At 71.7% G+C, this 19,871-nt stretch carries 18 protein-coding genes; 12 read left to right on the top strand and 6 right to left on the bottom strand.

The window, feature by feature from the left end; translation table 11 throughout:
• The first annotated feature begins 84 nt into the window (after nt 1-84).
• The 4 genes from AC4BGC_RS17670 (at nt 85) to AC4BGC_RS17685 (ending at nt 3,706) form a co-directional block, all read left to right on the top strand.
• Nucleotides 85-750, top strand: a complete 666-nt coding sequence (locus AC4BGC_RS17670; protein WP_490556950.1) for a PadR family transcriptional regulator — start codon at nt 85-87, stop codon at nt 748-750.
• 17 nt (nt 751-767) lie between these two features.
• Nucleotides 768-1,847 carry an inositol-3-phosphate synthase gene (locus AC4BGC_RS17675; protein WP_490556951.1) on the top strand — a complete coding sequence of 360 codons (1,080 nt, stop codon included), beginning with the start codon at nt 768-770 and terminating at the stop codon, nt 1,845-1,847.
• Between the two features lie 341 nt (nt 1,848-2,188).
• Nucleotides 2,189-3,088: a YciC family protein gene (locus AC4BGC_RS17680; protein ID WP_490547110.1), complete on the top strand. Its 900-nt coding sequence runs from the start codon at nt 2,189-2,191 to the stop codon at nt 3,086-3,088.
• 6 nt (nt 3,089-3,094) lie between these two features.
• Nucleotides 3,095-3,706 carry a histidine phosphatase family protein gene (locus AC4BGC_RS17685; protein ID WP_490556952.1) on the top strand — a complete coding sequence of 204 codons (612 nt, stop codon included), beginning with the start codon at nt 3,095-3,097 and terminating at the stop codon, nt 3,704-3,706.
• Nucleotides 3,707-3,737: 31 nt separating this feature from the next.
• On the opposite strand, the gene AC4BGC_RS17690 is transcribed toward AC4BGC_RS17685, so the two are convergent.
• From AC4BGC_RS17690 to AC4BGC_RS17710, 5 genes are all read right to left on the bottom strand, one after another.
• Complete coding sequence (locus tag AC4BGC_RS17690) at nt 3,738-4,310, bottom strand: hypothetical protein (RefSeq protein ID WP_490556953.1); 573 nt, start codon at nt 4,308-4,310, stop codon at nt 3,738-3,740.
• A 61-nt stretch (nt 4,311-4,371) separates the two neighbouring features.
• Nucleotides 4,372-4,833: a CPCC family cysteine-rich protein gene (locus AC4BGC_RS17695; protein WP_490556954.1), complete on the bottom strand. Its 462-nt coding sequence runs from the start codon at nt 4,831-4,833 to the stop codon at nt 4,372-4,374.
• A gap of 86 nt (nt 4,834-4,919) precedes the next feature.
• The gene (locus AC4BGC_RS17700) at nt 4,920-5,390 is read right to left on the bottom strand and encodes an SRPBCC family protein (RefSeq protein ID WP_490556955.1); all 471 of its coding nucleotides are present in this window, start codon (nt 5,388-5,390) and stop codon (nt 4,920-4,922) included.
• Nucleotides 5,391-5,419: 29 nt separating this feature from the next.
• Nucleotides 5,420-6,406 carry a 1-aminocyclopropane-1-carboxylate deaminase/D-cysteine desulfhydrase gene (locus tag AC4BGC_RS17705; protein WP_490556956.1) on the bottom strand — a complete coding sequence of 329 codons (987 nt, stop codon included), beginning with the start codon at nt 6,404-6,406 and terminating at the stop codon, nt 5,420-5,422.
• 115 nt (nt 6,407-6,521) lie between these two features.
• Nucleotides 6,522-7,766: an acyl-CoA dehydrogenase family protein gene (locus AC4BGC_RS17710; RefSeq protein WP_490556957.1), complete on the bottom strand. Its 1,245-nt coding sequence runs from the start codon at nt 7,764-7,766 to the stop codon at nt 6,522-6,524.
• A 92-nt stretch (nt 7,767-7,858) separates the two neighbouring features.
• On the opposite strand from AC4BGC_RS17710, the gene AC4BGC_RS17715 reads away from it, so the two are divergent.
• On the top strand, nt 7,859-8,479 hold the full coding sequence (locus tag AC4BGC_RS17715) for a peroxidase-related enzyme (RefSeq protein WP_490556958.1): 621 nt from the start codon (nt 7,859-7,861) through the stop codon (nt 8,477-8,479).
• 124 nt (nt 8,480-8,603) lie between these two features.
• On the opposite strand, the gene AC4BGC_RS17720 is transcribed toward AC4BGC_RS17715, so the two are convergent.
• A complete protein-coding gene (locus AC4BGC_RS17720) occupies nt 8,604-10,055 on the bottom strand; it encodes a CCA tRNA nucleotidyltransferase (RefSeq protein WP_490556959.1) in 1,452 nt (483 codons plus the stop codon).
• A 120-nt stretch (nt 10,056-10,175) separates the two neighbouring features.
• Between AC4BGC_RS17720 and AC4BGC_RS17725 the strand changes: the two genes are divergently transcribed.
• From AC4BGC_RS17725 to trxB, 7 genes are all read left to right on the top strand, one after another.
• Nucleotides 10,176-12,446 carry a DUF6049 family protein gene (locus AC4BGC_RS17725; protein ID WP_490556960.1) on the top strand — a complete coding sequence of 757 codons (2,271 nt, stop codon included), beginning with the start codon at nt 10,176-10,178 and terminating at the stop codon, nt 12,444-12,446.
• Nucleotides 12,443-14,152 (top strand): murein biosynthesis integral membrane protein MurJ, encoded by a 1,710-nt coding sequence (murJ, locus tag AC4BGC_RS17730; protein ID WP_490556961.1) that lies wholly within the window; start codon nt 12,443-12,445, stop codon nt 14,150-14,152. The genes AC4BGC_RS17725 and murJ overlap by 4 nt, the downstream gene beginning before the upstream one ends.
• Nucleotides 14,153-14,325: 173 nt before the next feature.
• On the top strand, nt 14,326-16,407 hold the full coding sequence (locus AC4BGC_RS17735) for a protein kinase family protein (protein ID WP_490556962.1): 2,082 nt from the start codon (nt 14,326-14,328) through the stop codon (nt 16,405-16,407).
• Nucleotides 16,404-17,117, top strand: a complete 714-nt coding sequence (gene sigM, locus AC4BGC_RS17740) for an RNA polymerase sigma factor SigM (RefSeq protein WP_490547094.1) — start codon at nt 16,404-16,406, stop codon at nt 17,115-17,117. Before AC4BGC_RS17735 ends, sigM begins: the two co-directional genes overlap by 4 nt.
• Nucleotides 17,107-17,814, top strand: coding sequence for a hypothetical protein (locus tag AC4BGC_RS17745; RefSeq protein WP_490556963.1), 708 nt, complete (start codon nt 17,107-17,109; stop codon nt 17,812-17,814). Before sigM ends, AC4BGC_RS17745 begins: the two co-directional genes overlap by 11 nt.
• 48 nt (nt 17,815-17,862) lie before the next feature.
• Complete coding sequence (locus tag AC4BGC_RS17750; RefSeq protein ID WP_490556964.1) at nt 17,863-18,672, top strand: transglutaminase-like domain-containing protein; 810 nt, start codon at nt 17,863-17,865, stop codon at nt 18,670-18,672.
• 108 nt (nt 18,673-18,780) lie between these two features.
• Entirely contained in the window at nt 18,781-19,770 is a 990-nt protein-coding gene (gene trxB / locus AC4BGC_RS17755) for a thioredoxin-disulfide reductase (RefSeq protein ID WP_490547091.1), read from the top strand.
• Nucleotides 19,771-19,871 lie beyond the last annotated feature (101 nt).

The following is a 19,871-nucleotide window of genomic DNA, read 5'->3' on the forward strand; positions in this document are numbered from 1 at the left end:
TCGATATATCGGTGCGATAGGTTCAGGCGATAGCATCGCAGGCTCAGGGGCACACCGCTCCACGCATCGGCAGGAGGGGAGCGCATGGGCAGCAAGGCCGCGACCCTCGAGCTGGCCGTCCTCGGCCTGCTCCACGACTCGCCCCTGCACGGCTACGAGCTGCGCAAGCGGCTCAACCTGCTGATGGGCTGGACCCGGCTGCTCTCCTACGGTTCGCTCTACCCCGCGCTGAAGCGGATGCTGCGTGCCGGCCTGGTCACCGAGGTCGCCACCGCCCCTGCCGGGGTCTCGCGTCGGCAGCGGATCGTCTACCAGATCACACCGGCGGGCAACGAGTACTTCGAGACGAAGATCACCGACGTCGGTCCCTCCGCCTGGGAGGACGAGGACTTCAACATGCGGTTCGCGTTCTTCTCGCGGACCGACTCCGAGGTGCGCCTGCGGATCCTCGAGGGCCGGCGCTCGCGCCTGCAGGAGCGCCTCGACCGGGTCCGCAGCAACCGTGGACCGGCCGGGCAGGACCGCTACGTGAGCGAGCTGCAGCGGCACGCGATCGAGTCGGTCGAGCGCGAGGTGCGCTGGTTGACCGACCTGATCGCCGCGGAGCGGGGCACGGACCCGCGCCCCGACGCAACCGCCACGGGCCCGCCGATCGCGCCGCCCGCCGGCCCCGCGGCCGGGTCGAAGCGAAGACCGGCCGGCCGCACCCCCAGGACCCGAACAACCCCCCAGCCAGAGCACAAGTCGTGAACACAGAGGAGAACCCCATGGGATCGGTACGAGTAGCCATCGTGGGAGTGGGCAACTGCGCCAGCTCCCTCGTCCAGGGCGTCGAGTACTACAAGAACGCCGACCCGAGTGCTGCGGTGCCCGGCCTGATGCACGTGATGTTCGGTGAGTACCACGTCCGCGACGTGGAGTTCGTCGCCGCGTTCGATGTCGACGCCAAGAAGGTCGGCTTCGACCTCTCCGAGGCGATCAACAGCTCGGAGAACAACACCATCCGCATCGCCGACGTACCGCCGACCGGCATCACCGTGCAGCGCGGCCACACCCTCGACGGGCTCGGCAAGTACTACCGCGAGACCATCGAGGAGTCCGACACCGAGGCCGTCGACGTGGTGCAGGCGCTCAAGGACGCCGAGGTCGACGTGCTCGTCTCCTACCTCCCGGTGGGCTCCGAGCAGGCCGACAAGTTCTACGCCCAGTGCGCGATCGACGCCAAGGTGGCCTTCGTCAACGCGCTGCCCGTGTTCATCGCCTCCGACCCCATGTGGGCCAAGAAGTTCGAGGACGCCGGCGTCCCGATCATCGGTGACGACATCAAGTCCCAGGTCGGCGCCACCATCACCCACCGTGTGATGGCGAAGCTGTTCGAGGACCGCGGCGTGGTGCTGGACCGCACCTACCAGCTCAACGTCGGCGGCAACATGGACTTCAAGAACATGCTCGAGCGCGACCGTCTGGAGTCCAAGAAGGTCTCCAAGACCCAGGCCGTCACCTCCAACATGAGCCACGACATGGGCGCCCGCAACGTGCACATCGGCCCGTCCGACTACGTGCAGTGGCTCGACGACCGCAAGTGGGCCTACGTGCGCCTCGAGGGTCGCGCCTTCGGTGACGTCCCGCTGAACCTGGAGTACAAGCTCGAGGTGTGGGACTCCCCCAACTCGGCCGGCATCATCATCGACGCGATCCGTGCGGCGAAGATCGCCAAGGACCGCGGCATCGGCGGCGCGCTGCTCTCTGCGTCGTCCTACCTGATGAAGTCCCCGCCCGTGCAGCGCCCCGACGACGAAGGCCGCGCCTCGGTCGAGGCCTTCATCAAGGGCGAAGTGGAGCGCTGAGGAACGAAGCGCTCCACTTACCGCCCGCAGGTCGAGCGAGCCCGCGGCTGAGGTACGAAGCCGCGACGGGCGTGTCGAGACCAGGTGACGTGGAGCGCTGAGGAAGGGCGAAGCGGGCGCGAGGAACGAAGCGCCCGCTCACCGCCCGCAGGTCGAGCGAGCCCGCGGCTGAGGTACGAAGCCGCGACAGGCGTGTCGAGACCAGGTGACGTGGTCGCCAGGGGTGGGGACACCCCCCACCCAGAACAGCACCCGAGCCCCGTCAAGGCCACCCATTCGGTGGGTTAGTCGGGTCGACACCTTTGTCGACAAGCTCTCTGCGGTGTTCCTAAGGTCCAGGCATGAGCGAAGGCACGCCACCGCCCCCGGAGAACCCCTATGGCTCCGGGGCGGGGCAGCCCCCGCCCGGCGGCGCACACCCGGCGCAGCAGCCAGGGCAACCGCCGCCGTACCAGCCGCCCGCCTACCCACCTCCGTCCGGCGGGTACGGCGGTGGCGCGCCTCCGCCGATGCCACCCACGGGCGCCGGCGGGTACGACGCGGTCGAGGCGATCAAGTACGGCTGGTCGAAGTTCACCCAGAACGCCGCACCGTTCCTGCTCGGAGCGCTGCTGGTCGGGCTGATCAGCATCCTGTTCAGCTACCTGGGCCAGCTCGTGTCCGACTCGGTCTTCGACACCGGATCCACCACCACGATCGACCCGGACACCGGCGTGGCGACAGTGGAGAGCACCGGGCTGTTCACCGGGCTGCTGGCCAATGGCCTGGTCTCCTTCGTCGGCCAGGTCGTCACCACGCTGGCGAGCGCCGGCCTACTGAAGATGGCGTTCGACGCGGTCTCCGGACGACCGGTGTCCCTGGGGACGATGCTCCAGGGCTGGGACAAGCTGCAGGTACTGGTCGCGACGCTCCTGGTCTCGATCGCGACCTTGATCGGCTTCGTGCTCTGCTTCATCCCCGGCATCGTGGTCGCGGTGCTCACTGCATTCACCACGGCGTTCGTCGTCGACCACAAGCTGGGCGCCATCGACGCGATCAAGGCCAGCTTCAACCTGGTCCGCCACCACCCGGGGCAGACGTTGCTGTGGATGCTGCTCGCGTTCCTGTGCGGGCTGCTCGGGGCGATCGCGTGCGGGGTCGGCCTGCTGGTCGCCGTACCGGTCATCCTGATCAGCCAGGCCTACACGGTCCGCACCCTCACCGGCGGGCAGGTCGCGCCGGCGGCCCCTCAAGGTGTCTGATGGCCCATGTCCGACCTGTTCTGCGCCGCGACGCTGGTGGTCGCCCGACACGCCGACGCCGCGTTCACCGAGGACTTCTTCTCCGACGAGGGCGGTTCCCTGACGCGTGAGGGGCGCGAGCAGGCACGCGCGCTGGCGGAGTCGCTGGCGGGACGCCGGGTCGCTGCCGTCTACTCCAGCGACGTGTCGCGCGCCGTGCAGACCGCCGAGATCGCCGCGGCACGCCTCGGCGTCGCGGTCACCACCTGCAAGTCGCTGCGGGAGGTGTCGGTCGGTTCCCTGGAGGGTCAGCCCTTCGACGCCGCGCACCTGGAGAACCTGGGCGACTCATGGTGCGCCGGCTCGCTGCACGCCTGCACCGAGGGCGGGGAGTCCGGCAGCGAGGTGCTCGAGCGTTATCGGGACCAGCTCGAGGAGATCGCCGACCAGCACCGCGGCGAGACCGTGCTGGTGATCGGACACCAGACGGCCCTTCGCGCCGTACTGCCCGTACTGGCCGGCAGCCGCGCGCCGGCCTGGCCCCGTGAGCGCCAGCTGGAGCACACCGAGTCCGTGGACCTCCAGCGCGACGCGGACGGTTGGGTGCTGACCCGCTGGGGAGCGCGTTCCCTCAACTAGGACGGAAGCGACACCTAAGTGGCTCGCTACCTCAGGTCGAGACGATCCCAAGGCGGACGACAGCCCAAGGAACAGAGATCGGCCGCTGGTCGCTGGGCAGGCCCAGCATCCACGTCCGAACCTCCGCTGCCTCCTCGTAGGTCGCAAGGAGCCCCTGGTAGGTAAGTCGAGTGCCAAGACGTGCCGCTGCTTCAGATGCGTAACCGTGGCAGTGCCAAGAGTGAAAGGCCAGACAGGTTTCCGCCCCTACGATCTCGAACCCAAGCCATCGCACGTTCTCAGGCTCAGCACTCCTGGTCTGCAGCAGTTCGAAGTGTCCAGGCTCCTCGGGCAACTCGCGTATCAGCTCGGCGGCGTCCTGTGGCGTCATGGTTACCACCATGAGGAGAGCCCTTTCCGGGTCAGCACTCCACGTGTCCCGCGCTCCGTCAAGGTCCTGGAACCAGCCAGAGAACTCCGGCACGCGCAACCTGTCGGCAAGGCACCCACTGATTGTCACAAAGGGGTCCGGCACTCCCGGGCCGTACCCTTCCGGCCGACGCGTCGGGGAGACCACTACGTATCCCGCTGTCACCATATGCACGGCGAGCGGCTCAGTAGACATGCGAGAACCGTACGGCCCGGCTAATAGAACCTCGCTCGCGAGAAAGCGTCCGACCGTCCGTTCATAGCCGCGATCCGCGCAGAGTTCGGAACGCGGGATTACTGGCCCACCATGCCGAGCAGCTCTTCGTCGGTGAGACCTTCTGCTCGGCGAACCGACCAACCCGACAGTCCGCACCGACCCGGCGAGCGTCACCGACGCCGGCGTCGAACGGCGCACTGGCGACTTCGTCCCGTGTCTTGACGAAGAGAGCGCTCCCACCCCAACCAACGTCATCAGGTAAGACGACTATCTGCGCACCTGGAAGCACATCCTGCATCGGGAGCCGGATTTCCAGCGCCTCAGCTGGTGGTCGGTCATCGCGGTGTCCATCACCCCGAGCATTCAGGTGGCGAGTCTGTGCGTTCGGGCCGCTCATCTCCCATGGCTCTGCGCCGTCACCCTCCCACCGGCACACCGGACACAGGTCGTAGTCACCTCTGCCTGGCAGCGTCCGGTAGCCGCAGCAAGGGCATGGGTGCATGAGGCCCAGTTTCTCTTGCTGGTGGCGTGGAAGGACGTGCCTCGCAGGGTGACCACGGAGCCGGGTCCGTGCCCGGAGACACCTGCTCAGCCGGCCTCGGCGTCGCGCTTGATCTTCTGCAGGGTCTGGTTCATCCCCTGCTCGAGCTCGGTGGTGAAGCCCTCGACCCCTCCGAGCACCGCCTTGGTGAGCCGCACCGAGGTGTCCGAGATGCCCTGCGGTGCCTCCCGGCGCTGCACCACGCGGGTGCCGCCGTCACCGGTGGGGCTGAGCTCGAAGGACCACACGGTCCAGTTCTCCTTGACCCGGAACGCGACCTTCTGCTGCGGCACGAACTCGGTGACCACCGACTGCGTCGGCCATACCAGCAGTCCACGCCTGTTGATGTTGACCAGCTTGGCGCCCTCGCGCACCTCGCCGCCGCGGACGATCGTCTTGCGGCACTGCGGGCTCCAGCGCGGCATGTTGCGCAGGTCGGAGACCAGTGCCCACACCTTGGCCGTAGGCGCGGCGATCTCGATCGTGGCCTCGATGGGTGCGACGTCGGTCAATGGCATGGGTCCTCCGGGATCGTCGGGCCGGCCACTCAGCGAGGGCCGTGCGTGTTGAGCCAGAGGATAGGTTCCGCGAGCCCACCGGACCCGGCCAGGTCTCGGATGGCGGCCAGCGACTTCCCCGTGTACACCGGTTCCAGCTCCAGGCCGTGGGTGGCGGCCTCGCTCACCGCGGCCGTCGAGGCGGGGGTCGGGTCGCCGTACGTCGTGCCCAGCCAGTCGTCGCGCATGGTGACGTCCTCGGGGTCCAGGCGCGGCAGCTCCTCCCCGGCTCCGCGCTCGGCCAGCAGGCCGGCCGTGCGGTTCGCCAGCCGCGCGACCACGAGCGCGTCGAGCGGGAACGAGTCGTTGACCACCACCCCGAAGACCCGGGTGGGAAGACCGGCCAGGCGCAGGCCGAGGGCGAGGCCGGCCGCCGTACCTCCTGAGCCGACGGCGGTGACCACAGTCCCCGGCACCGGGAGGTGGCCCGCGCGGACCTGGGCGGCGATCTCGAGCGCGGTGTCGACGTAGGCCAGGGCGCCGAAGGCGTTGGAGCCGCCCGCGGGGAGGTACCAGGGCACGCGGCGGTCGCGCAGGACCGCCCCCGCGATGATCGCGGGGGCCGCCAGCTTCAGCCGTCTGGCCGAGGAGTGGCGGTGCAGCTGCGCGCCGGAGGCCTCGAGCCGCGCGAGCTGGTCCCGCACGTGGTCGTCGACCGGCTGGTCGACCAGGCCGAGGATCGTCCGGAGCCCGTGCTCACGCCCGTAGAGCGCCGCCGCCAGCCCCCAGTGCGTGCCGATCCCGCCGACGGTGAACAGCGCCCGGGCCCCGCGACGCTTCGCCTCGGGGATGATCCACTCCAGCTTGCGGACCTTGTTGCCGCCCCAGCCCCCGTCCCCGAACCCGCTCTCGTCCTTGAGCCACACCTCGGCCCCCGCGACCAGGCCGGGCTCGAGCCGGCGTACGGGCGTGGGCCCGGCCCCGAGCGCGACGTGCCCCAGGTCCAACCCCGGAAGGCGGTCGTGGATCAGTGACATGGGGCCCTCTCCTCTGCGCGCCGGCCCCGCTGCAACGCGGGGTTCGTGCTGCTGAGTGTGCCCCCGGGAGGGGCCTCGGCAACACGAACCCCGCGTCACAAGGGGCGGGCTCCGGTCAGATGAGCGGGTGCTTGGGCGGTGCGGTGCCGTCGAGGAGGTGGGCACCGAGGTGCACGTACTTCCACCTGGCGGGGTCGTGCAGGGAGTGCACGCGCACGTTGCGCCAGTGCCGGTCCAGGCCGTGGCGCTCGTCGGCCGCGCTGGTGCCGGCCAGCTCGATCACGTCGCTGGCGATGGTGGGGCCCACCTCCTGGGCGAACGCCTTGGCCTCGGCCACCGCCAGCGAGGCGTCGACCAGCACCTCCTCGGTGGGCGCGGCGCCGGAGTAGGCCCGGTCGACCGCGGCCTGTGCGCGGGCGAACAGTGCCTCCAGGGCCGCGAGCCGGGTGCGCAGCTGACCGAACCGGAGCTGGACGTGCGGCTCCTCGGAGACGCGGGTGACGCCCGACTCGACCCACGGGCGCGACCGGTCCCGGACGAAGGCGGCGCCGTCTTCCAGCGCGGCGCGCGCGATCCCGACGTCGATCGCGGTGTGCAGGAGCTGGTCGTAGGCACCGACGGGGCTCCGGGGCGGGTCCGCCGGCAGTACGCCGAGATCGAGCACCCGCTCCGCAGGCACCCGGACGTCGTCGAGGATGACCGAGCCGCTGATGGTGCTGCGCTGGCCGAAGGCGGTCCAGTCGGTGCCGATGGTCACGCCCGGGTCCTCGGGGGAGACGAACACGATCGCCGGGTGGCCCTTGTCACCGTCGAGGTTGGCCGCAACGCCGAAGATCGAGGAGCCCAGGGCACCGGTGGCGTAGAACTTGCGGCCGGTGAGCACCACCCCGCCGTCGGGGTCGGTCTGGGCGTTGGTCTGCCGGTCGAAGACGTGGGCGGTGCCGCGCTCGGCGGTCGCGTTCCCGATCCAGCCGCCGCCGGTCGCGACGGCGTACAGGATCTCCTGCAGCTCGGGACGACCGGCGGCGCCGGCGATGTCGAGCAGCACGAAGTGCGCCAGCACCAGCTGGGCCACCGAGGAGTCCCCGCGGGCGACCAGCCGCAGTACCTCGGCCGCTGTGGAGCGGGGCAGGCCGGAGCCGCCGGAGGCCTCGGGGACGGTGACCCCGAGCAGGCCCGTGGAGGCGAAGTCCCGCACCTCGGCGAGCGGGTGCCGTCGCTCGAGGTCCCGGTCGACCGACTCCCGGGACAGGCGTAGCGCCAGGTCCCCGGCCGCCTGCACCACCTGCTCAGGGGTCAGGCGCGGTGTCGACGTCGACTCGGCGGGCGTGCTCAGGGGTCGTTGCAGCTGGGTGGTCATGGGGCTCCCTCGTTGATTGTCATGTAAATAACTTAAGTCCAGTGACATGCTATACATAACCACGTCACTCCACCTACCCCAGAGGAATCCCCATGGCCACCACCTTTCCTGAGTCCGACCTCCAGGCCCCGGCAGTCGCCCCGCACCTCGACAAGTCCCTGGTCACCCGCCTCGGCGGGGTGGACCGCGAGGACGTCTCGCCCCGCCTGCGGCACCAGTTCGACGCCGCGGAGCGCACCTACGGCTACGTCCCGAACTGGCTGCGTGGGTACGCCGTCAACGAGGCCACCCTCGAGCGGCTGCTCGCGATCTACGGCCCGCTGTGGGACAACAGCGACAACCACCACCTGACCATCCAGGAGCGCGAGCTGATCTCGGTCGTGGTCGCACACGAGAACGAGTGCGGCTACTGCGTGGCCAACCACCGCTACGGGCTGGCCCAGGCCACCGGCGAGCGGGAGCGCGCCTACCGGATCGCCGACGACCACCACCTCGTCGACTTCTCCGAGCGCGACCAGGCGCTGGTCGACCTCTCGGTCAAGGTCACCAACGAGGCGCACCTGGTGGGCGAGGCCGACTACGAGCGGCTGCGCGCGGTGGGGCTGACCAACGCCGGCATCGTCGAGGCGATCGAGGTCGCGGCGTTCTTCAGCTACGCCAACAAGCTCACCCAGGCCATCGGCCTGCAGCCCGACTCCACGCTGTACATCTGAGCGCCCGGGCGGCGCCGTACCTGTGCCTCGGGTCGGGCACGGCGCCGCTTTCGGGGGCGACTGCGCAAGGCTTGTGGACGCTCAGAGCCCGGCAGGGCCCTTGATGAGTGTCCATAACCCCGATTTACATGCGGGAGGCGTGCCACTCCAGCAGCGCCTGGCGGGCTTCGTCTTGGCTCATCGGGCCCCGGTCCAGCCGCAGCTCGAGGAGGTGCTTGTAGGCCTCGCCCACCTCGCGGCCGGGTCCGATGCCGAGGATCTCCATGATCTGGTTGCCGTCGAGGTCGGGGCGGATCGAGGCCAGCTCCTCGGCCTCGGAGAGGTGCGCGATCCGGGCCTCGAGCTCGTCGTAGGTACGCCGGAGCAGGTCGGCCTTGCGCTTGTTGCGGGTGGTGCAGTCGGCCCGGGTCAGGACGTGCAACCGCTCTAGCTGGTCGCCGGCGTCGCGCGCGTAGCGGCGTACGGCGGAGTCGGTCCACTCACCCGAGCCGTAGCCGTGGAAGCGCAGGTGCTGCTCCACGAGCTGGGTGACGGCGTCGATCTGGTCGTTGGAGAACTTCAGCGCCTGCATCCGCTTGCGGGTCAGCTTGGCCCCGACCACGTCGTGGTGGTGGAAGGTGACCACGTTGTTGTCGGCGAAGCGGCGTGTCTTCGGCTTGCCGACGTCGTGCATCAGCGCGGCGAACCGGGAGATGAAGTCGGGCCCGCCGCCGGTGAGGTCCGCGAGCCGGTCCTCGAGGTCGATGGACTGCTCGAGCACGGTCAGGGTGTGCTCGTAGACGTCCTTGTGCCGGTGGTGCTCGTCGCGCTCGAGCGCCAGGGCCGGCAACTCGGGCAGCACGTGGGCCGCGAGACCGGTGTCGACCAGCAGCCGCAGGCCGCGCACCGGGTCGGGGGAGAGGATGATCTTCACCAGCTCGTCGCGCACCCGCTCCGCGGAGACGATGGAGATCCGCTCGGCCATCCCGGTCATCGCGGCCACCACCTCGGGGGCGACGGTGAAGCCGAGCTGGGCGGAGAACCGCGCGGCGCGCATCATCCGCAACGGGTCATCGGAGAAGGAGTCCTCCGGGCGGCCCGGGGTGCGCAGCACCCGGTTGGCCAGGTCCACCACCCCACCGAACGGGTCCTCGAGCTGCTTCTCGGGCAGCGTCAGCGCCATCGAGTTGACCGTGAAGTCACGCCGGGCGAGGTCGCCGACCAGCGAGTCGCCGTACTCGACGGTCGGCTTGCGGCTGTCCGCGTCGTAGGCCTCCGAGCGGTACGTCGTGATCTCGACCTGCCACTCGCCGCGGCGGCTGCCGATCGTGCCGAAGGCGCGGCCGATGTCCCAGACCGCGTCCGCCCAGCCCTTGAGCAGCCGCTCGGTGACCTCCGGCCTCGCCGAGGTGGTGAAGTCGAGGTCGTTCTGCAGCCGGCCGAGCATCGCGTCGCGCACCGGCCCGCCGACCAGGGCGATCTGCTCGCCCGCGGCGGCGAAGCGCGCCCCGAGCTCGTCGGTCACGGGTGCGATCCGGGCCAGCTCCGCCACCACGCGTGCCTGCACGTCGGTGATCAGCAAAGGCTCCTCGGACATGGGAAACCACTCTAGTGCCGTACGGCGACGGGTCCGGCCGGTGGTGCTCGGGAGTGAGCCGGGCCACGCACCCCGCACGGCGTCCGGAGGAGCACAGCGCGCGCAGATAACATCGCGGGCGTGAGCCGCCGCTGGACGACCCGTGCGCTTGGCGCCGTCGCAGCGGTGGGCCTCCTTGTGACCACCTTCGCGATGCCCGCCCCCGCCCTGGCACGTACGCCGGGCTCGAGCGCCCTCGAGCCCTCGGCACGCACACCTGGTTCACGCGCACCGGCTCAGACGGAGGCCGAGACCACCCCCCTCGCCGTGACGCTGACCGCGATGACGCCGGCCTCGATCCCGCGCAAGGGCGCGATCACCCTGACCGGCATCGTCACCAACGTCTCGGTCGAGGACTGGCTCGACGTCAACGTGGCACCGATCATCTCCACCTCCCCGATCACGACCCGCGACGCCCTCTCCGAGGCGGCCGCGGCCGAGCCCGACCTCGCGGTGGGCGAGCGGCTGACCGACGCCGGCACCTACGCCTCGGTGGGTGACCTCGCCCCGCGGCAGCAGGCGGCCTTCACCCTCTCGGTGCCGGTCACCTCGCTGGGAGCGATCTCCGGGGCGGCCGGCGTGTACTGGATCGGCGTACACGCCCTGGGCACCAACGCGGACGGCCGTGACCTGGTCGCGGACGGCAGGGCCCGCACCTTCATCCCGCTCGTCCCGCCGGCGGTGGCCCGCACCCGCAGCGTCCCGGTCTCGGTGCTGCTCCCGCTGCGCGAGCGCGCGCGCCGCGCGGTCGACGGCAGCCTCAACGGCCCGCAGCGGTGGAAGGCACTGACCGCGCCGAATGGCCGGCTCAGCCGCCTCGCCGAGTTCGGCGCCTCGGCCGGGGACGACTCGCTGACCTGGATCCTCGACCCGGCCGTGCTCGACGCCCTCGAGGACTACGCCCGCGGCAACCCGCCCCTCTCCCTGGACGCGCAGAGCCAGGCAGGCCCCGACGGCGCGGGCCCGGACGGGAACGGCGACGGCAAGGACGACGAGAAGAACGGGGAGAAGAACGGCGACAAGAACGGGGACAAGAACGGGGAGGCCGGCGACGGCGCCTCCCCGAGCGCGGCGCCCGAGCCGCGGGAAGGCACCCCCAGCGAGGAGGAACGGGCACGGGCCCGAACCGTGCTGGAGACCCTGGTCGCCTCCGCCGGCGCCCAGGACCTGCTCGCCCTGGGCTACTCCGACCCCGACGTGACCTCGCTGGCCCGGAACCGGCCCAACCTGATCACGCGAGCCGACGAGATCACTGCCCACCGCCTCGAGGTCCGCGGCCTGAGCGGCCCGTCGGCGGTCGCCCCGCCCAACGGGTACTTCGACCCCGAGCTGCTCACGGAGGTCTCCCAGGAGTCGGTCCTGGTCCTCAGCGACCGGGCCCGGCTGGCGAACCCGCCCGTGTCCCGGCTGCCGTCGGGACAGGAGCTCGTGCTCACCGACGCCCGCGCCAGCGCAGGCGGGCCGCAGCCGACGCTGCCCCTGGACGCGCTGGCACTGCGGCAGCGGATCCTCAGCGAGGCGGCGCTGGAGGCGACGAAGGGCTCCGAGGCGCCCCGGCCCATCGTGGTCTCGCTGCCCCCGCAGTGGAACCCCGGCCCGCACTGGCGGCAGGCGGACTTCTTCGGCGGACTGCAGAACCGGTGGGTCAGGACGGTCCCGCTGAACAGCGCCCCCACGGCCGCCTTCGAGGGGGAGCTCGCCTACGGCCCGGAGCAGCTCGCCGAGGAGATCCCCAGCACCAACGTCGCGGCCACCCGCGTCCTGGCCCGGACCGGGACGGTGCTCGGCCACCTGCTCACCGCCGAGGACACCGACGCGAGCGACCGGCTCGCCGGGGCGGCCCTGCAGGGCTCGTCGTACAGCGCCCTGGCGTCCCCGGGACTGGCTGCCGGGCTCGTGCTCGGCCTCGACACCGACGTACGCCGGCAGATGGACCAGGTGCGCGTCACCGGGACGGACTTCGTCACGCTCTCGGGAGGATCGGGCTCGCTGACGGTGACCCTGGTCAACGGCCTCGACCAACCGATCACCGTCGGGATCCAGGCGCGCACCGACAACACCCAGGTCAAGGTGGAGACACCTGACCCGGTCAACCTGCAGGCGGGGCAGCGGAGCACGCTGCGGCTGCAGGTCACCAGCGGGATCGGGGTGCACGAGGTGACGCTCTCCCCGGTCACCGCCCAGGGCGAGGCGGCGGGGACCCCGCTGACGTTCAGCCTGCGCACCAGCCAGGTCGGGCGACTGATCTGGTACATCATGGCCGGCGGCGGGACGCTGCTCGCGGTGATGATCGCCCGCCGGATCGTGCTCCGGATCCGCAACCACCGTTGGCGAGAGGAGGAGCCCACATGAGCGAACAGGCGCCGGGCGGGCCCGGCACCGACACCGGTGAGAACGCGTCGCGCTCCCTGCTCTCCTCCAGCGCGGTGATGGCCGCCGGCACGATCTTCTCCCGGCTCAGCGGCTTCGTGCGCAGCATCCTGCTGGCCGCGGCACTCGGGGCCGGCCTGCACGCCGACGTGTTCAACATCGCCAACACGGTGCCGAACATGCTCTACATCCTGCTGGCGGGCGGCGTCGTCAACGCCGTACTGGTCCCCCAGCTGGTCCGGTCGCAGAAGCACGACCCCGACGGCGGCGAGGCGTTCACCAACAGGATCGTCACCCTGGCGGCGCTCTTCCTCGGCCTCGTCACGATCCTGCTGGTGGTCGGCGCACCGTGGCTGATGCGCCTGTTCCTCGCCCCCGAGTTCTTCGAGCCGGCCCTCTCGGCCCAGCTGGAGTCGGTGATCGACTTCGCCCGCTACTGCCTGCCGCAGGTGTTCTTCTACGGGATGTTCGTCCTGGTCGGGCAGATCCTGAACGCCCGGGGCAGCTTCGGGCCGATGATGTGGGCGCCGATCGCGAACAACGTGATCGCGGTCATCGTGCTGGTCAGCTACCTGCTCACCTTCGGTCCCGCCCGCGGGGAGGAGAAGCAGGGCGGCTTCGGCCCCGACGCCGAGGCACTGCTCGGGATCGGCTCGACGATCGGGATCGTGGTGCAGTTCCTGGTCCTGATCCCCTACCTGCGGGCGGCGGGTTTCTCCTACCGGCCGCGCTTCGACTTCCGCGGCTCCGGGCTCGGGCACACCCTGCGGCTGGGGGTGTGGACGGTGCTGTTCGTGGTGGTCAACCAGATCGCCTACACGGTCGTCGTACGCCTCGCCAGCCAGGGCACCGTCGATCCCGTGGCCGGCTCGGCACCGGGAGCCGCGGAGGGCACCGGCTACACCGTCTACTCCAACTCCTTCCTGCTCACCCAGGTCCCGCACTCGATCATCACGGTCTCGCTGGCCACCGCGATGCTCCCGCTGCTCTCGTCGTACGCCGCCGACGGCCGGCTCTCCGCGATCGGCGCGGCCGTGTCCTCCACCCTGCGCTCGGCGTACGCCCTCGTGGTCCCGATCGCGGTGCTGCTCTCGCTGATGTCGCTCGACGTCGCCGACGTGATCTGGGGCTACGGCAGCGCAGCGGCCGACTTCGCCAACTTCGCCCCGTCGCTGGCGCTGTTCGGGATCGGCCTGGTGCTGTTCACCGCCCACTACCTGATGCTGCGCGGCTTCTACGCCCTCGAGCAGACCCGCCTGGTGTTCTTCATCCAGTGCGGCATCGCCGCCACCAACATCGTCGCCGCGGTGCTCCTGACCCGGGGAGCCCCGGCCGCCGAGACCGCACCGCGACTGGTGATCGCCTACGCCTGCGCCTACGCCGTGGGGGCGGTCACGTCGTACGTGATCCTCTCGCGCCGCGTCGGCGGGCTGGCCGGGCGCCGGCTGGTCCGGTTCCTGGTGCGCCTGGCCATCGCCGTGGGGCTCAGCGCTGCGGCGGGCTGGGGCCTGCGCGAGGCGATGACCGAGCTCACCCCGGGCACCGGCAAGGGGTACGCCGTGCTCGACCTCGCCGTGGTCGGCCTGGGCTTCGTGCTGGTCTACCTCGGCCTCGCCCGGCTGCTGCGGATCTCCGAGGTCACCGACGTGATCGGGTTGATCACCCGGCGTCTGCCCGGCAGGAAGTAACGCCGAACCGGTCAGGTGCTGCGCACGCCCGCCATACGATGGAGGTCGACGAGCTCTCGGGGACTCGGGCGCGGGGCCACAGGTGCACAGGGGCACAGGGGTCCCGGGCGCACTCGGGCGCGGGTCGGAAATCACCCTGCGAGAGGATGGGCGAGACGTGGGAGGGGGATGTCGTGAGTAGCGGTGCGATCTGCCACGGAACCGTCCTCGCCGGCCGCTACCGCCTCGAGGACCTGCTCGCGGAGCGCGAGGGTGCCTGGTTCTGGCGGGCCACCGACACCATCCTGGCCCGCAGCGTCGCCGTGCACGCGGTCCTCAGCGGGGATCCCCGCGCCGCCGGCATGCTCGAGGCCGCCAGGATCTCCGCCACGATCACCGACCCCCATCTGCTGCGGGTGCTCGACTGCGACGACGAGAACGGCATCGCCTGGGTGGTCAACGAGTGGGGCGACGGCATCTCGCTGGACCTGATGCTCCAGCAGGGCACGCTCCCGCCCGCACGCGCTGCCTGGCTCACCCGCGAGGTGGCCGAGGCGATCGCCGCCGGACACGCCCAGGGCGTGGCCCACGGACGGCTGAACCCCGAGGCCGTCCTGGTCACCCACGCCGGCGCCGTCAAGCTGATCGGGTACGTCGTCGACGCCAGCCTGCAGACCCCCGGACCGATCGACCCGCTCTACGGCGACCTCGACGCCCGCGAGGCCGACGTGATCAACCTGGCCGGGATCCTCTACGCGTCGCTGACCGGCCGCTGGCCGGGGGTGGCGCGCTCCTCGGTCCCCCCGGCGCCACGGGAGTCCCGCCGGCCGCTACGACCCCGCCAGGTCCGGGCGGGCATCCCCCGCACCCTCGACGCCATCTGCGACCGCGTGCTGCACAAGGAGGGCGCCCAGCACTCGCTGCCGATCGAGACGGCCCACGAGGTCGCGGCCGCCCTGGCCGACTACGTCGGCGACCCTGCCCTCGTGGCCCCGGTCGACGCGACGGCGATGCACGCCGAGCCTCCCGCCCCCGCGGCCCCCGAGGTCCCGCCCCTGCCCGACTCCGGGCCGGAGACCCAGGCGATCCGGGCCACCCCGGGCGGCGCTGCCGCAGAGGCCCCGGCTGCTGCCGAGGCCACCCAGGCGATCCCCAGGCCGACTCCTGAGCCCGGCCCCGAGCCCGGCCCCACGGGCGCCTGGAGGACCCCGGACGGAGCGAGCACCCCGGCGCCGAGTCCGTCCACGGACCCGGACGCCACCCAGATCTTCACCGGCTCGGCGAGCGGCGCGGACTCGCCGCCCCGGGTGCGCGCCGACTGGAACGCCCCCCTCCCACCCTTCCCGGAGCTGCCCGAGCGTCCGCTGTTCGCGGACACCGAGCGCAAGGTGCCCGCAGCGACCCTCCGGGCGGAGGAGGAGGCCGCCCGGCGCCGGGCCCAGGAGGCCGCCGCCGGCTGGGGTGCCACCACCGGCTCCACGTCCACGGGTTCGCACTCCACGACCGGCGCGCACGCCACCACCACGGGTCGGTCCTCGGGCCCACGGCTCCCCGACTCGACCACAGGGTCCCGGGACCTCGTGCACGACACCCCACCGGGAGGTCCACCGCCCGGGTTCTGGCCCTTCGACATGGCCGAGGAACAGCACGACGGGGGCACCGGCAAGGAGGGCCGCGGCTGGCTGCGGACCGCCGTCGTCGTCGGCGTACTCCTGCTGCTCGTGGTGGGGGCCGCCATCGTGATCAACAGCAACCGCCAGCCCGACACCCCCCGCTCCGGCTCCGAGGACTCCCCCAGCGCCCCGGCCCGCGCGACGGGACCGCAGCTGAAGCTGGCCGGGGTGCGCGACTTCGACCCGGCCGGCGACCCCGCGGAGGAGAACCCCGAGTCGGCCCCGAACGCCATCGACGGCGACCCCGCCACCTCCTGGCAGACGATGACCTACCGGGGAGACCCCGCGCTGGGTGGGCTCAAGCCCGGCGTCGGCCTGATCGTCGACCTCGGCGCCGACCGGACGGCACGCTCGGTCAGCGTGCAGCTCAAGGGCGAGCCCACCTCCTTCGAGGTGTACGCCGCTCCCGCCGGCGTCACCGAGTCGCCGGCGAGCGTCGACCAGTTCGACAAGGTCGCCGAGCTCGCGAACGCCTCGACGCGCGCGACCGTGCAGCTCGACCCCGCCCCGAAGACCCGCTACCTGCTCGTCTGGCTGACCAGGCTGCCCGCGGTGGACGGCGGCTTCCGCGGCGAGATCACCGACATCTCGGTCAGGTCGTGAAGCCGGACCTCGGCCCGGGGCGAGACGACGCCGCCCTGGTCGAGGCGCACCTCGCCGGGGACCCCGACGCCTTCGGTGAGCTGTTCGCACGCCACCGCGACCGGCTGTGGGCGGTGGCCCTGCGCACGACCGGCAACGCCGAGGACGCCGCGGACGCCCTCCAGGACGCCCTGGTCTCGGCGTTCCGGCGAGCAGGGTCCTTCCGGGGGGAGGCCGCGGTGACGACCTGGCTGCACCGGATCGTGGTCAACGCGTGCCTGGACCGGCATCGCCGGGCCAAGGTGCGCGCCGCCGACCCGCTCCCCGACGACCTCGAGGAGCACGCCGCCCGCGGACAGGTCCTCGTCGGCAGCGACCCGGACGCCGGACCCGAGGCGCTGGCGCTGGCCGGGGACCGGCGCCACCGGGTGCTCGCTGCGCTCGCCGAGCTCCCGGTCGAGCAGCGGGCGGCGCTGGTGCTGGTCGACATGGAGGGGTACCCGGTCCAGGAGGCGGCACAGATCCTGGAGGTGCCGGCCGGGACCGTGAAGAGCAGGTGCGCCCGGGGACGGGCCCGGCTCGCGGTGCTCCTGGCCGACCTGGACGAGCCACCCGCGGCCGCACCGGCGTCCGCACCGGGGCCCGATGCGGCCCCGCAGGGAACCCCGGGCCCCCGCAGCACGTCCCATCGAGGAGACCCACCGAAGGAGGTGAGCGGACATGAGCGATGACCAGGAGGCGGACGCCCGCATCCGTGCCCTGCTCGCCGACCTCGGATCCGGGCCTGAGGGCGAGTCGATGCCCCCCGAGGTGGCCGCCCGGCTCGACGAGACCCTGGCCCGGCTCGTGGCCGAGCGCGAGGCGGACGGTGCCGACGTCGTACCCCTGCGCCGGCGCCGGAGATGGCCGGCTGCCGCTGCTGCTGCCGCCGCGGCCGTGATCGTGCTCGGGGTCGGGGGCGCGGTCGTCTCCGGCACCGACCTCTTCGGCACCGACACCCTGAGCTCCGCCGACGGTGGAGCCGCGTCGAAGACCGACGAGCGCGCCCAGGACAGCGCGTCCGCGTCCGCGGAGCTGCCCCGGCTCAGCTCCGCCTCGTTCACCGCCGACGTCGAGGAGCTGCTCGGCAGCGACCCCGGAGTCGGCAAGGGAGCCACCTCCGACACCCCCGACCCGGGGACCCGTGAGTTCGGGGGGACCGACTCGCAGTCGCCGGACCCGCAGCAGGGCGATGCCTGCCGCGGGCCCAGGACCAGCGCGGGAGCGGTCACCCGCCAGGTTGTCTACGACGGTCGCCCCGCGGTGCTCGTCGTACACGCCGAGGAGCTTCCCGCGCGTGGACGCGCCTCCGGCTGGCTGGTGGAGGCCTGGGACTGCGCGGGCACCCGCAGGCTCGACCAGACGACCCTGGCCGCGACGCCTCGCTAGTTGCGAGACACGTGCGCCCACTCCCCCGCGGTGCGCAAGACTGCACCCATGAGCGCCCCCCGCACCCGTTCCGTCGCCTGCCAGGTCGAGCTCGACGTGCGCGAGGAGGCGGAGCTGGTGTGGTCGGTCGCGGTCGCCGAGGGACCCGAGCTCGCCTCGGAGTCGCTCACCATCACCGTGGACGGCCGGCGCCTCGACGTGCGGGAGCAGCGGGTCTCCGACGGGGGCCGGCTGCACCTCTGCACCGCCCCTCCCGGCCGGCTGGCGCTCTCCTACGCCGCGGAGGTCTCCGGCCTCGCCGCACCACCGGCGGTCGACCCCGTCGACGACATCGTCTACCGCCGTCCCAGCCGCTACGCCGAGTCCGACGAGCTCGGGCCCACCGCGTGGGGCGAGTTCTCCTCCTTCGAGGGCAAGGAGCTGCTCGACGCCGTCAGCTCGTGGGTGGGCACCCAGCTCTACTACGTCAGCGGCACCAGCCGCCCCACCGACGGCGCCACCCAGACCCTGCTGCTGCGCCAGGGCGTGTGCCGTGACTTCGCGCACCTCGTGATCGCGCTGCTGCGCGCCAGGAACGTCCCTGCCCGCCTGGTCGCGGTCTACGCACCCGGGCTCTCCCCGATGGACTTCCACGCGGTCGTCGAGGCGGCCATCGACGGCCAGTGGCGGGTCGTCGACGCCACCACCCTCGCGCCCCGCGAGACGCTGGTACGGATCGCTACTGGTCGCGACGCCTCGGACACCGCGTTCCTGACCGTGCAGTCGGGGCGCGCGGACCTGGTCTCGGTCAACGTCCAGGCCACCGCCGTACCGGACCTGCCCCGCGACGACCTCACCCGCCTCGTCTCCCTCTCCTGACCCTCTCCTGACTCAAGGGGGGCGGCGTCGGCCGTGCCTGCGGAATGCGGGGTGCCTAGGATCTGTTCTCCAGAGGTCCCACCCAGCCAGACCAGCGCAGGAGCAGTAGTGACCGAACAGACCAGCTCAACCCGCCAGGTGATCATCGTCGGCTCCGGCCCCGCGGGCTACACGGCAGCCGTGTACGCCGCCCGGGCCAGCCTCGAGCCCCTGGTCTTCGAGGGCTCGGTCACCGCCGGTGGCGCGTTGATGAACACCACCGAGGTGGAGAACTTCCCCGGATTCCGCGACGGCATCCAGGGCCCGGCCCTGATGGACGAGATGCGGGCCCAGGCCGAGCGCTTCGGTGCCGAGCTCGTCTCCGACGACGTGATCGAGATGGACCTGACCGGCGAGATCAAGACGGTCACCACCGCCGAGGGCACCTTCTCCGCACGCAGCATCATCCTCGCGACCGGCTCCGGCTACCGGAAGCTCGGCCTGCCCGACGAGGACCGCCTGTCGGGCCACGGCGTCAGCTGGTGTGCCACCTGCGACGGGTTCTTCTTCCGTGAGCAGCACATCGCCGTCGTGGGTGGAGGCGACTCCGCGATCGAGGAGGCGACCTTCCTGTCCCGCTTCGGGTCCAAGGTCACCCTGATCCACCGCCGCGGCGAGCTGCGCGCCTCCAAGATCATGCAGGAGCGCGCGTACGCCGACCCCAAGATCGAGTTCGCCTGGAACTCCGAGGTCGCCGAGATCCACGGCGAGGACAAGCTGACCGGCCTGACGCTGCGCGACACCGTGACCGGGGAGACCCGCGAGCTCGACGCGACCGGGCTGTTCGTGGCGATCGGCCACGACCCCCGCTCGGAGCTGCTGCACGGCCAGGTCCGCCTCGACGAGGAGGGCTACGTGCTCGTCGACGCGCCGTCCACCCGCACCAACCTCCCCGGAGTGTTCGCCTGTGGCGACCTGGTCGACCACCACTACCGCCAGGCGATCACGGCGGCCGGCACCGGTTGCTCCGCGGCTCTCGATGCCGAGCGCTACCTCGCCGACCTCGACTTCGCGCTGACCACCCCGGCCGGCGCGGCCACGGTCGGCGCCAGCGCCTGACCCCTCACCGGCGCGTCAGCGCGTCGGTGCGCGGGGAAGAAAACCCGGCGCGAGGATGTTCCACCACCGCACGACGAACAGACGTCAACACAACGAGGAGC

This window comes from Nocardioides sp. Z38_18 (assembly GCF_058215695.1).

Coding starts and splice junctions, on each gene's coding strand:
- AC4BGC_RS17715 (WP_490556958.1), top strand. CDS start 7,859: ATGGCCACCACCTTTCCTGAGTCCGACCTCCAGGCCCCGGCAGTCGCC.
- AC4BGC_RS17750 (WP_490556964.1), top strand. CDS start 17,863: ATGAGCGCCCCCCGCACCCGTTCCGTCGCCTGCCAGGTCGAGCTCGAC.
- AC4BGC_RS17680 (WP_490547110.1), top strand. CDS start 2,189: ATGAGCGAAGGCACGCCACCGCCCCCGGAGAACCCCTATGGCTCCGGG.
- AC4BGC_RS17690 (WP_490556953.1), bottom strand. CDS start 4,310: ATGTCTACTGAGCCGCTCGCCGTGCATATGGTGACAGCGGGATACGTA.
- AC4BGC_RS17720 (WP_490556959.1), bottom strand. CDS start 10,055: ATGTCCGAGGAGCCTTTGCTGATCACCGACGTGCAGGCACGCGTGGTG.
- murJ (WP_490556961.1), top strand. CDS start 12,443: ATGAGCGAACAGGCGCCGGGCGGGCCCGGCACCGACACCGGTGAGAAC.
- AC4BGC_RS17705 (WP_490556956.1), bottom strand. CDS start 6,406: ATGTCACTGATCCACGACCGCCTTCCGGGGTTGGACCTGGGGCACGTC.
- AC4BGC_RS17695 (WP_490556954.1), bottom strand. CDS start 4,833: ATGCACCCATGCCCTTGCTGCGGCTACCGGACGCTGCCAGGCAGAGGT.
- AC4BGC_RS17745 (WP_490556963.1), top strand. CDS start 17,107: ATGAGCGATGACCAGGAGGCGGACGCCCGCATCCGTGCCCTGCTCGCC.
- AC4BGC_RS17675 (WP_490556951.1), top strand. CDS start 768: ATGGGATCGGTACGAGTAGCCATCGTGGGAGTGGGCAACTGCGCCAGC.
- AC4BGC_RS17685 (WP_490556952.1), top strand. CDS start 3,095: ATGTCCGACCTGTTCTGCGCCGCGACGCTGGTGGTCGCCCGACACGCC.
- AC4BGC_RS17710 (WP_490556957.1), bottom strand. CDS start 7,766: ATGACCACCCAGCTGCAACGACCCCTGAGCACGCCCGCCGAGTCGACG.
- AC4BGC_RS17670 (WP_490556950.1), top strand. CDS start 85: ATGGGCAGCAAGGCCGCGACCCTCGAGCTGGCCGTCCTCGGCCTGCTC.
- AC4BGC_RS17700 (WP_490556955.1), bottom strand. CDS start 5,390: ATGCCATTGACCGACGTCGCACCCATCGAGGCCACGATCGAGATCGCC.